The 13,531-nt window shown below is 53.4% G+C and carries 12 protein-coding genes; 9 read left to right on the forward strand and 3 right to left on the reverse strand.

The features are described from left to right. Nucleotides 1-162: 162 nt before the first annotated feature. From accD to K7G70_RS06540, 3 genes are read left to right on the forward strand one after another with little or no spacing between them, the layout of a single operon-like run. Nucleotides 163-1,083: an acetyl-CoA carboxylase, carboxyltransferase subunit beta gene (accD, locus tag K7G70_RS06530; RefSeq protein ID WP_223787806.1), complete on the forward strand. Its 921-nt coding sequence runs from the start codon at nt 163-165 to the stop codon at nt 1,081-1,083. Further along, entirely contained in the window at nt 1,055-2,326 is a 1,272-nt protein-coding gene (locus tag K7G70_RS06535; protein WP_223787807.1) for a bifunctional folylpolyglutamate synthase/dihydrofolate synthase, read from the forward strand. Before accD ends, K7G70_RS06535 begins: the two co-directional genes overlap by 29 nt. Beyond that, a complete protein-coding gene (locus K7G70_RS06540; RefSeq protein ID WP_223787808.1) occupies nt 2,323-2,982 on the forward strand; it encodes a phosphoribosylanthranilate isomerase in 660 nt (219 codons plus the stop codon). The genes K7G70_RS06535 and K7G70_RS06540 overlap by 4 nt, the downstream gene beginning before the upstream one ends. Here the strand turns inward: K7G70_RS06540 and ppsA are convergent. Continuing rightward, nucleotides 2,979-5,333 (reverse strand): phosphoenolpyruvate synthase, encoded by a 2,355-nt coding sequence (ppsA, locus tag K7G70_RS06545; RefSeq protein ID WP_223787809.1) that lies wholly within the window; start codon nt 5,331-5,333, stop codon nt 2,979-2,981. The two genes, K7G70_RS06540 and ppsA, sit on opposite strands and share 4 nt — an antisense overlap. Nucleotides 5,334-5,450: 117 nt before the next feature. Here ppsA and ppsR point away from each other — a divergent pair, with 117 nt between their 5' ends. From ppsR to K7G70_RS06575, 6 genes are all read left to right on the forward strand, one after another. Beyond that, nucleotides 5,451-6,272 carry a posphoenolpyruvate synthetase regulatory kinase/phosphorylase PpsR gene (gene ppsR / locus K7G70_RS06550; protein WP_223787810.1) on the forward strand — a complete coding sequence of 274 codons (822 nt, stop codon included), beginning with the start codon at nt 5,451-5,453 and terminating at the stop codon, nt 6,270-6,272. 63 nt (nt 6,273-6,335) lie between these two features. Further along, nucleotides 6,336-6,728 carry a DUF1249 domain-containing protein gene (locus tag K7G70_RS06555; protein WP_223787811.1) on the forward strand — a complete coding sequence of 131 codons (393 nt, stop codon included), beginning with the start codon at nt 6,336-6,338 and terminating at the stop codon, nt 6,726-6,728. 45 nt (nt 6,729-6,773) lie between these two features. Then, complete coding sequence (locus K7G70_RS06560; protein WP_223787812.1) at nt 6,774-8,552, forward strand: FAD-dependent oxidoreductase; 1,779 nt, start codon at nt 6,774-6,776, stop codon at nt 8,550-8,552. Then, a complete protein-coding gene (locus tag K7G70_RS06565; protein ID WP_223787813.1) occupies nt 8,549-10,387 on the forward strand; it encodes a 2-oxoacid:acceptor oxidoreductase subunit alpha in 1,839 nt (612 codons plus the stop codon). The genes K7G70_RS06560 and K7G70_RS06565 overlap by 4 nt, the downstream gene beginning before the upstream one ends. A 1-nt stretch (nt 10,388) precedes the next feature. Beyond that, nucleotides 10,389-11,441, forward strand: a complete 1,053-nt coding sequence (locus K7G70_RS06570; RefSeq protein ID WP_223787814.1) for a 2-oxoacid:ferredoxin oxidoreductase subunit beta — start codon at nt 10,389-10,391, stop codon at nt 11,439-11,441. Between the two features lie 5 nt (nt 11,442-11,446). Next, nucleotides 11,447-12,223: a hypothetical protein gene (locus K7G70_RS06575; RefSeq protein WP_223787815.1), complete on the forward strand. Its 777-nt coding sequence runs from the start codon at nt 11,447-11,449 to the stop codon at nt 12,221-12,223. Between the two features lie 10 nt (nt 12,224-12,233). On the opposite strand, the gene K7G70_RS06580 is transcribed toward K7G70_RS06575, so the two are convergent. Both K7G70_RS06580 and K7G70_RS06585 read right to left on the reverse strand, forming a co-directional pair. Then, nucleotides 12,234-12,620 carry a PilZ domain-containing protein gene (locus K7G70_RS06580; RefSeq protein ID WP_223787816.1) on the reverse strand — a complete coding sequence of 129 codons (387 nt, stop codon included), beginning with the start codon at nt 12,618-12,620 and terminating at the stop codon, nt 12,234-12,236. Between the two features lie 70 nt (nt 12,621-12,690). Then, on the reverse strand, nt 12,691-13,485 hold the full coding sequence (locus K7G70_RS06585) for a phosphate/phosphite/phosphonate ABC transporter substrate-binding protein (RefSeq protein WP_223787817.1): 795 nt from the start codon (nt 13,483-13,485) through the stop codon (nt 12,691-12,693). Nucleotides 13,486-13,531: the final 46 nt, after the last annotated feature.

Below are 13,531 nucleotides of genomic sequence, written 5' to 3' on the forward strand. Positions count from 1 at the left end.
AGATAAAGAGTTTAAAAATGAACCGTTGGAACATGTGCCAATAACCGCGTATTGGACTGCTTTTCCTGCCTAAATCAGTTCATTTTTAATGCTTTTTCTCATTGACTCAGAAACAAGCATAAAACGCCAATGATCAATTCTGTCTAACAACTGAGGGTTCGCATGAGCTGGTTTCAAAAATTGATGTCATCACGGATACGCACCGAAGGTGGCAATAAAAAGAAAAACATTCCAGAAGGCTTGTGGGGTAAGTGCAAGCAATGTGAAGCGGTGCTGTACCAGCCTGAAACCGTGAAACAAGGCAAAGTCTGCCCCAAGTGCGGTCACCACGAATCCTTGTCGGGTCGTGAGCGCATCGAATTTTTCTTGGACGATGCCCCCATGGTCGAAATCGGCGCCTCGGTGCGCCCTGAAGACCCCCTGAAGTTCAAAGACAGCAAACGCTACAAAGACCGCTTGGCAGCGACCCAAAAAGCCACCGGCGAACAGGATGCCTTGGTGGCAATGCAAGGCCAACTGCTGGGCCGCGATGTGGTGGTCACCGCTTTTGATTTCAAATTCATGGCCGGATCCATGGGTTCTGTGGTCGGTGAGAAATTTGTTCGCGCGGTGCACCATGCGTTGGAACATCAGCTGCCCTTGATCAATTTTGCCGCTTCTGGCGGTGCCCGCATGCAGGAATCATTGTTTTCCTTGCTGCAAATGTCAAAAACCGCTGCGGCTTTGAATCGCATGAAACTGGCTGGTTTGCCCTACATTTCGGTGTTGACCAACCCCACCACCGGTGGCGTTTCGGCCTCTTTGGCCATGTTGGGCGACATCAACATCGCCGAACCGAATGCCTTGATTTGTTTTGCCGGTCCGCGGGTGATCGAACAAACGGTGCGGGAAACTTTGCCTGAAGGCTTTCAGCGCAGTGAGTTTTTGCTGGAGCACGGGGCCATTGATTTGATTGTCACGCGGCATCAACTGAGTGAAAAAATCCATCAGTTGTTGGATTTGCTCAAACCCGCAACCCCACCCGTGGTGGAGCCGGATGAAGTGATTGTGGCCGATGACCACCCGCAAGACGACACCGCCTGACGCCAACAGCCAGCCTCAGAGCGCCTTACAGCAACGGCTGGAAGCGCTGAATCAAGCCAAAATCGATCTGGGCTTGTCCCGCCTCAAGCAGGTGATACAAAACCTGGCATGGCCAGCCCTGCCCACTGTCATCACCGTGGCCGGTACCAATGGCAAAGGCTCCACAGTGGCCGCATTGAGCAGCCTGCTGTCAGCCCAACAGCGCACTTGGGGGGCTTTCACCTCACCACACATCCACCGCTTCAATGAACGCATCAACATCAATGGCCAACTGGCCAGCGACGCTGAAATCCTGGCCGCCTTCGATGCCATTGATGCCGCCAGCGGCGACATCCAACTGTCTTATTTTGAATACAATTTTTTGGCCGCCGTGATGATCTTTTTACAGCATGGGGTTGAGTTCATGCTGTTGGAAGTGGGCTTGGGTGGTCGCCTGGATGCCACCAATGCCCTGGATGCCGATGCCTGCATCATCACCACGGTGGATTGGGACCACATGGCGTGGTTGGGTGATGACCTGGCCCAAATTGGCCGGGAAAAGGCCGGGGTGATGCGCTCGGGTCGTCCCGCGGTCCTGGCTGCTGCCGACTTGCCAGCCTCCGTTGAGCAAGTGGCCACTGAACTGGCGGTGCCGCTGTGGCGGGTGAATCAAGAATACCAAGTCGAAATCCATGCCGACTCTTTCGATTATCGCCAGCCGGCAGTGATGTTTGAAGGATTGCCGCATCCCCAGCTGCCTGGTCGCTGGCAAATCCATAATTTCTCCGCCGCCCTCACCGCCTTGTTGGCTTTGGGCCTGGAATTTGATCCATCGCAAGTGCGACAAGCCTTGCAACAAGTGAGCCTGCCTGGCCGGCTGCAAACCATGCAACACCAACCCACGGTGGTGGCCGATGTGGCCCACAACCAACAATCGGCTGAGGCGCTGGCCAGTTGGCTGCGCGAACAGCCTGGTGATGGCCAAACCCGAGCGGTGTTTTCGGTGTTGGATGACAAAATGGCCGAACAGTGGCTGCCCCAATTCGCTGACTTGGTCGACCATTGGTTGGTGTTCCAATTGAGCGGTCCCCGGGCCACCCCGTTGCCTGCCCTGAAAGTGATGCTGGCCGATTCGCAAAGCTTGATTTCGGTGTTTGATTCAGGACCGGCGGCCTTGCACATGGCCCGCCAATTGTCGGCAGCACATGACCGGGTGGTGGTGTTTGGTTCTTTTCATGTGCTGGATGAGGTTTTTTCCGCTTGAATCCACACCTCAAGGTCTGCTGCATTTCTTCCCTGGCCGAAGCCGAATTGGCCATCGAATTGGGCGCCGATGTGTTGGGTTTGGTCGGCCACATGCCCAGTGGCCCGGGCATCATCACCGATGACTTGGCGGCCCGCATCACCGCTGCGGTACCTCCGCACATCGAGACATTCCTGTTGACCAGCCAGACCACGGCAGCGGGGGTCATTGCGCACCACCAAACTGTGGGCAGCACCGCCATTCAATTGGTCGATGAATTGCCCGCGGGCGCTCACGCCATCATCCGCAAAGCCTTGCCCGGGGTGCGTTTGGTCCAGGTGTTGCATGTGACCGGGCCGGAGACCCTGGCTCAGGCCTTGGCGGTGGTCCATGACGTGGATGCCTTGTTGCTGGACAGCGGCAACCCGGATTTACAGGTCAAGGAGCTCGGCGGCACCGGCCGCACCCATGATTGGTCGGTCAGCCAACAAATCGTGCAGCACAGCCCGGTGCCGGTGTTTCTGGCTGGTGGTTTGAATCCTGACAACGTGCAAAACGCGATCAAACAAGTCCAACCCCACGGCTTGGATCTGTGCAGCGGGGTGCGCACCGATGACCAACTGGATCGCGCCAAACTGACCGCCTTCATCCAACAAGTGCGGTCTTGGTCGGCTTAAGGTTGGGCCAGTTTTAACCAGGTTTCGACCACGGTGTCGGGGTTCAGGGACACGCTTTCGATGCCTTGATCCAACAACCATTGGGCCAAATCGGGGTGATCGGAGGGGCCTTGACCGCAGATGCCGATGTATTTACCGCGTTGTTTACAGGCACTGATGGCCATGGCCAGCATTTTTTTGACGGCCGGGTCACGTTCGTCGAACAAGTCGGCAATGATGCCCGAGTCGCGGTCCAAGCCCAGGGTCAGTTGGGTCATGTCGTTGGAGCCGATGGAGAAGCCGTCGAAAATGTCCAAGAATTCATCGGCCATCAAGGCGTTGGAGGGCAGCTCACACATCATGATGATTTTCAGGCCGTTGTCGCCTTGTTTCAGGCCGTTCTTGGCCATCAGGTCAATGACCCCTTGACCTTCGGCCAGGGTGCGCACAAAGGGCACCATGGCCCACACATTGGTCAAGCCCATCTCATCGCGGATGAACTTCAGGGCTTCACACTCCATTTCAAAACAATCGACGAAGGAGTCATCCAGGTAGCGTGACGCACCGCGGAAGCCGAGCATGGGGTTTTCTTCGTTGGGTTCGTATTGCTTGCCGCCGATCAGGTTGGCGTATTCGTTGGATTTGAAATCAGACAGGCGCACAATCACCGGGTTGGGGTTGAACGCCGCGGCCAGGGTGGAGATGCCTTCGGCCAAGCGTTTGACAAAGTAATCACGGGGGGAATCATAGGCAGCCACCATCGGATCGGTGATCTGTTTGACTTCGGCGGGTTGTGCATCGTAGTTGAGCAACACTTTGGGATGAATACCAATCATGCGGTTGATGATGAATTCCAAGCGGGCCAGGCCAATGCCAAAATTGGGCAGGTTCTGGAAATCGAAGGCCCGGTCTGGGTTGCCCACGTTCATCATGATTTTCAAGGGCGCTTCGGGCATGTTTTGCAAGTCGGTGGTGTGCACCGAAAAATCCAGCAATCCAGCGTACACATAGCCGGTGTCGCCTTCACAACAGGAGACGGTGACCGCGCTGTCATGGGCGATCTGGTTGGTGGCATCGCCACAACCGACGATGGCCGGAATGCCCAATTCGCGGGCAATGATCGCCGCGTGGCAGGTGCGTCCACCGCGGTTGGTGACAATTGCCGCGGCTTTTTTCATGATCGGTTCCCAATCGGGGTCGGTCATGTCGGTGACCAACACATCGCCGGCTTGGATTTGATCCATTTGGGCGATGCTTTTGATCACTTTGGCGGTGCCTTGGCCGACTTTTTGGCCGATGCTGCGGCCTTCGACCAACAAGACACCCGATTCATTCAGGGCATAGCGTTCAATTTGTTGGCCTTTTTGTTCGCGTGACTTGACCGTTTCAGGGCGGGCTTGCACGATGTACAGTTCACCGGTGACGCCGTCTTTGGCCCACTCGATGTCCATCGGACGGCCGTAATGTTGTTCGATGATCAGGGCTTGGGCGGCCAGTTGTTCCACTTCGGCATCGGTGATGGAAAACCGTTGGCTGCGTGCGGCCTCAACATTCTGGGTCTGTACCCCGGCTTCGCCGTAGGTCATTTCAATCGCTTTGGAGCCCAAATTGCGGCGCAACACGGCCGGCTTTTGGGCCTTGACCGCGGGTTTGTAGACGTAAAACTCATCGGGGTTGACCGCGCCTTGCACCACCATTTCGCCCAGGCCGTAAGATGAGGTGATGAAGACCACATCATTGAAGCCTGATTCGGTGTCCATGGTGAACATCACACCACTGGCGGCGATGTCGGAGCGCACCATTTGTTGGACACCGGCCGATAAATACACGTCATCGTGGGCAAAACCGTGGTGCACCCGATATGAAATGGCCCGGTCGTTGTACAGGGAAGCAAACACCTCATGGGTTTTGCGCAGGATTTCATCGGCACCATGGACGTTCAAAAAGGTTTCTTGCTGTCCGGCAAAGGACGCGTCGGGCAGGTCTTCAGCGGTGGCTGACGAGCGCACTGCCACCGAAAAATCGGTGCCCAATTCGGCTTTCATGGTGTCATACGCTTGGCGGATGGCTTGTTCCAGGGGGGCTTGGAAGGGTGTTTCCAACACCCACTGTCTGATTTGACTGCCGGCTGTTTGCAGGGCATCGATGTCGTCGGTGTCCAAATCTTTCAGTTGTTCACTGATCCGTTGTTGCAGGCCTGAGGTTTGCAAAAACTCCTTGAACGCATCGGCGGTGGTGGCAAAACCACCGGGTACTTTGACGCCCAGGGCTTTCAGGTGGGTGATCATTTCGCCCAACGAGGCATTTTTACCACCCACTTGGTCGAGGTCTTGCATGGTCAGTTGGTCAAGTTTTAAGATGTAATCAGACATGAATTTCCCAGGGTTCAGCAAAAGTGGTATATTCTATCCCTAAGACCGGTGGTCATAAACAGTCAACCGGGTTTTATTGGCAAAAATCAATGAAAAGTATGGATCAGGAACGATTGCATGACTGAAAACAAAAAGTGTGCCATCTTTTATGTATCAGACGGCACCGCCATCACCGCCGAAACGGTCGGCCGCAGCCTAATCACCCAGTTCACAGGCATTGACTTTGTTGAAAAACGCCTGGCTTTTATCAACGACGCCGCCTCGGCCCAACAAGCGGCCGACATCATCAAAGCCACTCCCTCGGACTACCAACCCCTGGTGATCAACACCGTGGTGGACATCGAGTTACGCAAAATCATCCACTCGGCCGGTGGCTTGAAGCTGGACCCATTCAACCGCTTACTCAGACGCATCGAGCGCAATCTCGACATCAAAAGCGATCCTGGGGTGGGGCGCACCCATGGCATGGCAGACAGCACTTCCTACAATGACCGCATCGAAGCGACCAATTTTGCCCTGTCGCATGATGATGGGGTCAATTTGAATTTAAAGAAGGCCGATTTGATCTTATTGGGGGTGTCGCGATCTGGCAAAACCCCAACTTGCCTGTACCTGGCTTTGCACTATGGCTTGAAAGCAGCCAACTACCCGATCACCGACGATGATTTGGAGCGGATGCAACTGCCCGCCGAAGTGATGGCCCACCAAAGCAAGTTGTTTGGCTTGACCATAGATCCATTCAGACTGTCACAGATACGCGGTGAGCGGCGGCCCAATTCACGCTATGCGGAATTGCGTAAATGTCAAGGTGAAGTCAGCGATGCTGAGCTCATTTATCACCGCCACCAAATTCCTTTTTTGAACACAACGCTTACCTCAATTGAAGAAATTTCAGGTAAGATAATGATAGCCTTGGATTTAAACAAAAGACTGTATTAGATGATATTGACCGAACATTACTTGACCCACCGCAAATATGTCCGACGGCATAACATCTCCCTCATGCAATTGCATGAATACAACCACCGGTTGTTGTTGGCCCTGTTGCCAGATGATGCCGCGCAAGCCACGGTATTCCATTCGACTTCAGCGACCCAAGCCACCTTGCAAATCACCATCAGAAACCGTTTCAAGTACACCACTGAATTGGCCATGAGCATGCTGTTTGATGACGCGGTGTCAGACGCCCTGGTGATTCGCATCTACCACGATGCCCAGTTGGCTGAACTGGTTTATTCCAACGAGTTTGAAAAACAATATCGGCAGTTGGGCGGTCAAGTGGATCCAGGTAACCAAGCCAGTTTGCGCTACAGCCAAAACTGTTTTTTTAACAAATGGCTGATCTATTTATTGGAAAAAGGCTATCGAAAGGATGCGTGGACAGCCGTTAAATAAACCGGCGAGGACAACGTCGAGAATCTCATGACAGGGGTATGATCAATGAAACCAACGGACACCAAAGATCCAGAATATTTCCACAAAGTGGTCGATTGTCAGTATGCCTGTCCGGCCCACACGCCGGTACCGGAATACATCCGCCTGATCGCCGCCGGGCGTTACAACGACGCCTACATGATCAATTGGCAATCCAATGTGTTCCCGGGGGTGTTGGGGCGGACCTGTGACCGCCCCTGTGAACCGGCCTGTCGCCGGGGTCGGGTGGAAGAAGAACCGGTTGCCATTTGCCGCTTGAAGCGGGTGGCGGCGGACAACAAAACCGACATCAGCGACCGCTTGCCAGCCATTCCCACCGAGAAAAACGGCAAAAAGATCGCCCTGATTGGTGCCGGCCCGGCCTCGTTGACCGTGGCCCGGGATTTGATGCCGTTGGGTTACGAAATCGATTTGTATGATGATCAGCACAAGGGTGGCGGCTTCATGCGCAGCCAGATCCCCTCATTCCGCTTACCCGAGTCGGTGTTGGACGAAGAGGTGAACTACATCCTGGACATGGGGGTGGTGACCCATTTCAAACAACATGTGACCAGCATGCGAGACATGTTGGCGAAAAACTATGACGCGGTGTTTGTCGGCACCGGGGCGCCCAGGGGGCGTGACTTACCGAATTTGCCCGGCCGCCAAGACGGCGATGCCAACATCCACATCGGCATCGATTGGTTGGCCAGTGTGGCTTTCGAACACACCCACAAAGTGGGCAAAAAAGTGTTGGTTTTGGGTGGTGGTAACACCGCCATGGATTGTTGCCGCACCGCCATCCGCTTGGGTGGTGAGGACGTGCGGGTGGTGGTCCGCAGCCCCAAATCAGATATGAAAGCCTCGCCCTGGGAAATCGAGGATGCCGAACATGAAGACATCCCCATGTATGAAAATCACAACCCCAAAGCCTTTTTGACAGAAAATGGTCGCTTGACGGGCATGGTGTTTGAAAAAGTGGAGCCGGTGTTTGATGACAATGGCAAACGTTCATTGGTGCCCACCGGCGAAGAGGTGACCATGGCCTGTGATGATGTGTTGATGGCCATTGGGCAGCTGAATTCTTTTCCTTGGATTGAACGGGACATTGGCATTGAGTTCAATGACTGGGACATGCCAGAAGTGGACAAAACCACTTTCCAAACTTCATTACCGAATGTGTTTGTTGGTGGCGATGCCGCTTGGGGGCCAGAAAATGTGATCACGGCGGTGGCCCACGGTCACCAGGCCGCGATCTCCATCGATTTGTATTGCCGCGGTGAATCCACCGCACAACGACCAGCGCCTGAGGTCAATCTGGTCAGTCAAAAAATGGGCTTCCATGATTGGTTGTATGACGCCCACATTTCAGACGATGAACGCCAGATCGTGCCTTTGATTGACAAACAACAGGCCATTGGCAACCGCAAACTGGAGGTGGAGAAGGGTTTTGATGCTTTGCAGGGTTACGATGAAGCGATGCGTTGTTTGAATTGTGACGTACAAACGGTGTTTGAAACCGACCGCTGCATCGAATGCGACGCCTGTGAGGACATTTGTCCGGTGGATTGCATCAATTTCATCGACAACGATGAGGAAGCCAATTTGCGAGAAAATCTCAAGGTCAAAGCCACCAACACCGACCAAGACCTGTATGTGTCGGGCGAGTTGAAAACCAAGCGGGTGATGGTGAAAGATGAAAATGTGTGTTTGCATTGCGGGCTGTGTGCCGAGCGCTGCCCCACCGGAGCCTGGGACATGCAGAAATTTTTATTGCATGAAGCCACCGCAGGAGTCAAATCATGAGTCAGACCCAGCCCCTGGCGGCCACCAACGATCTGGTGATTCGTTTTGCCAATGTCAACGGTTCTGGTTCGGCATCGGCCAACAACCTGTTTTCCAAAGCGGTGTTCCGACTGGGCGTGCCGGTGTCGTCGAAAAACATTTTCCCCTCCAACATTCAGGGCTTACCCACTTGGTTCGAAGTCCGGGTCAACGAGCAAGGTTACCTGGGCCGCCGCGGTGGCTATGATTTTGTGGTGGCGGTCAATGGTCAAACCATGGTTCGGGATTATCAGGAACTGTTGCCAGGCGGCTACTTTTTCTACGATTCATCCAAACGTTTACCGGACACGTTTCAGCGCCAAGACATCACCTTGATCGGCATTCCGCTGACTGATATCTGTAATGCCAATTACACCGAACCGCGGTTGCGGCAAATCTTCAAAAACATCATTTATGTGGGGGCCTTGGCCTATTTGTTTGAAATGGACTTCACCGTGTTTGAAGATTCCATCAAGTCGCAGTTTGCGAAAAAGGCCAAGCTGATTGAACCCAACATCCAAGCCCTTCGTTTGGGCTATGACTATGCCGCACAACACCACGCGGATTGTTGCGGCCTGAACATCCATCGCCGAGACCTCAATGGTGATCAGATTTTGATGGAAGGCAATGCCGCGGCCGGTTTGGGTGCGGTGTATGCCGGTGCCACGGTGGCCGGTTGGTATCCCATCACGCCATCCACTTCGGTGGTCGAAGCATTTGAAAAATACTGCCAGGCCTATCGGGTCGATGCGGCCACTGGGACCAACAAATTTGCCATCTTACAAGCCGAAGATGAACTGGCGGCCATTGGCATCGTCATTGGTGCCAGCTGGAATGGGGCGCGGGCCTTCACCGCCACCTCTGGGCCTGGGGTGTCTTTGATGAGCGAGTTTTTGGGCTTGGCCTACTTTTCTGAAATTCCGGTGATGTTGATGGACATCCAGCGCACCGGACCGAGTACTGGCATGCCGACCCGCACGCAACAGTCTGATTTATTGGCTGCCGCCTATGCCTCGCATGGCGACACCAAGCATGTGTTGCTGTTTCCAGCCAATCCCAAAGAATGCTTTGAGTTGACGGTGGCGGGATTTGATTTGGCCGATCGCTTGCAAACCCCGGTGATCCTGATGAGTGATTTGGATTTGGGCATGAACGTGCACCAGTGTGACCCGATCGAATGGGATGATGCGCGGCGTTATGACCGCGGTAAAGTCCTGAATCAACAACAACTCGATGACTTGCCTGAGCGTTGGGGCCGCTACCTGGATGTGGATGGCGATGGCATCCCATACCGCACCATTCCGGGCACCCACCCGGAAAAAGGGGCGTATTTCACGCGAGGATCTTCGCACGATGAATATGCGGCTTATACCGAGGACGGCACCGTCTATGCCCGCGGCATGCAGCGTTTGTTGGTCAAATGGGACACCGCCAAACGTCTGGTTCCGGCGGCCGAAGTCTCTGGTCAAAACAGTCGCATCGGGGTGGTCTATTTTGGCACCAGCCAATACGCTGCCCAAGAAGCTTTGGACCAGTTGCGGACCCAACACCGCTTGGATTCCATGCGCATCAAGGGCTTTCCTTTTGGCCAAGAAGTGGCTGAATTCATGGCCGCCCATGACACCGTGTTTGTGATTGAGCAAAACCGCGACGCCCAAATGAAAACCCTGTTGGTCAACGAATTGGACCTGGATCCGCAGGTCATGGTGCCGGTGCTCAACATCGATGGCATGCCCATCACGGCCAGCTTTTTGGTTGCAGAGATTGAGCAACATTTGGAATCACTGTCCATCCACCCCAAACCACAGGAGGCCTGAGATGACTTTCATCAGACCCAATTTCAGACACCCGGAAAACCACACCAATGAAATCGGTTACTCGATCAAGAACTACGAAGGGGCTTTGTCCACTTTGTGTGCTGGCTGTGGTCATGACTCCATCAGTGCCGCCATCATCAAGTCTTGTTTTGAGTTGAACTTGGAACCGCACAAAATCGCCAAAATTTCAGGCATTGGCTGTTCTTCCAAAACCCCGACTTACTTTTTGGGCAAGGCCCATGGTTTCAACTCGGTGCATGGTCGCATGCCATCGGTCACCACCGGGGCCAACATGGCCAACCGCGATTTGTTGTACATTGGGGTTTCAGGGGATGGTGACACCGCTTCCATCGGCATGGGCCAATTTGCCCATGTGGTGCGGCGCAATCTGAACATGGTCTATCTGGTGATGAACAACGGTTGTTATGGCCTGACCAAAGGCCAGGACTCGGCCACTGCAGACAAAGGTTCGGCCGGGAAAAAAGGCGTGCCCAGCGTGTTTGATTCCATTGATTTGTGCCAGTTGGCGCTGCAATTGGGCGCGGGTATGGTGGCGCGGAGTTTTTCTGGTGACAAGCAACAACTGGTGCCGTTGATCAAAGCAGCCATCAAACACCCAGGGTTTGCGTTCATTGATGTGATCTCCCCGTGTGTCACGTTCAACAACACCCCCGCATCCACCAAAGGTTATGAATGGGTGCGCGACCATTTGGAGGCCACCGGCACCATCGATTTTATCCCGGAGAAATCTGAGATCACCATTGATTATCCCGCCGGCAGTTCACGCCAAGTTCAGTTGCACGATGGCAGTGAGTTGGTGTTGCAAAAGAACGCCAATGATTATGATTTGTCCAGCCGCAAAGCGGCGATGAATCGCATTGAGTCGGTCAAAGAGGCCGGTAACATCCTCACTGGCTTGATTTATCACAACGAAAACCAGGGTGATACCCATGCCAGCATCAACACCACCCAGCGTCCTTTGAACGCTTTGACAGAGGCCGACCTGTGCCCAGGTTCAGCGGTGCTGGAACAACTGAATGCCGGTTTGAGGTAAGTCCTTTGGATCGTCATTTCTTGTATCAAAATGCCGTCCAGTGTGTGGAGGCAGAAATCGATTTTGTGGAAGCCACTTTCCAAGACCTCAAAGGGCGGCCTGCCCGCACTTTGCGGGAGGACTTTTGTGGCACCGCACAAACCGCCTGTGAATGGATTGGTCGGCATGTCGACAACCAAGCCTGGGGCGTTGATTTGGACCCGGAGGTGTTGCAATGGGGCATGGACAACAACTTGAGCGAGTTGCATGAGCAACAACGGCAACGAATTGAGTTGATCGAAGGCGATGTGATGGCCGCTGAAGTGGCGGCGGTCGATGTGGTGCTGGCGATGAATTTCAGTTACTTCATTTTCATGCAGCGGGACTTGATGATTCGATACTTTGAATCGGTCAGGGCTTCGCTGAATGACGATGGGGTGTTCTTTTTGGATGCCTTTGGTGGTTACGAAGCGGCCAAAGAGCTGAGTGAAGAGCGGGAATGCGATGGCTTCACTTACATTTGGGAACAAGCCAAGTTCAATCCGATCACTGCAGAAATGCAATGTTATATCCACTTCGTCACCGATGAGGGGGTCAAAATGGATCGGGCCTTTGCCTATTATTGGCGTTTGTGGACATTGCCAGAAATCACCGAGATGCTGTTGACCGCCGGATTCAGCACCGCCGATGTCTATTGGGAAGGCACCGATGAAGCAAACGGAGAGGGTGATGGGGTCTACAGCAAAACCACCGAAGGCACAGCGGATGCGGGTTGGGTGTGCTATGTGGTGGCCGAAAAGTAGCTGCTGTTGATCACTCTGACAGGGTTTTGATGTCTTGGCGCAGGTTGTCTTTCTCTTTGATGTTCAACTCAATGGTCCGTTTCAACACGGCGAAGCTGTCCATGTCTATCTGGGTCCATTCCGCGCCAAAGCGCTCACCATTGGTGTGCACCACCTGAATGTTCATGATGATGGCTGGTGAGTTTTCCACCGGAATGCTCAGCCGGTAGATGTCGCCGGGTTTGAGGGTGCGATCATCAGGGCATTGCAACAACACGCCTTTCAAAGAAATGTCTAAAATTTGCGACGAAAGGGCTTCCATCCCCGAAAAAAGTGTGACGGTTTTGTTCATTGGAATGCGGGTGAACCGCCGGCGTTCCTGGATGCTGTTTTCACTCATTTGGTAAATTGTACCCATGTCAGACCTCAGTACAAGTGTTACTCGTTCTGAAAATACCCTAACAGGTTTTTGGCTAAAAAAATGTGACTCAGTACAACAATCGGGTCAAAACTTCACCCAAATTCTCATAATCCTTGGGATCCACCTCAGTGATGCCATCTGAGTTCAACTCGGCCAAGATGTCAAATGACTCCTCATCTTCACCGATGCTGAGGATGGCGTCTTGAAACGATTGTTGAATTTGCGGGCTGATCAAGGGTGATGCCAGGAAAGTCACACCAGGCATTTTATCGCTTTCTCTTAAGGACAAAAAATTGGGGTACAGGTCAAACAATGAGCTGGGAATGATGGCGGCATTGGCTGATTGGTCAAAGACCTGTTGAATCACGTCTTCCCATGACAGGGCGGTGACAATTTTCTGGGGTTGTAAAAACAAATCGGTGAACCATTGGTCAAACAAGATCGAGCCCATGTTGGGGTTGGGCAAAGTGACCACCCGTTCGCCCACCAAGAACTCGCCGATGCTTTGACCTTCGGCCGGTTCAAAATTAGAAATCAAATGAAACGACACGTCTTCCTGAACCCGGGCCAGGGGTACGTAGTTCTTTTCCTGCATGCGCCAGGCGGCCACATGGGCCGCATCCAAGGTGAAATCTGGTTCGCTGTTTTTGGCAGATCGCCAATAGAAATAATAGTTGTCAGCAATTTCGATGTTGACCGTCAAACCGGTTCTCTTTTCCAGCCAGTTTTTCAATGGCTCATACACAAATTCGGCTTGATCTTTGGGGTACACCGCTTCCACCGCCAGGGTCACGGTTTGGGCCGCACTGCCACCGCTGAACATGATCAGCAGCAACCACACCAGCATTTTATTTATTAACATAATCGTCCCACCTTAATACACATGTCGTTGTTCTCTATGATGGTAG

It is taken from the genome of Marinicella meishanensis, assembly GCF_019931145.1.
GTDB classification, from domain to species: domain Bacteria; phylum Pseudomonadota; class Gammaproteobacteria; order Xanthomonadales; family Marinicellaceae; genus Marinicella; species Marinicella meishanensis.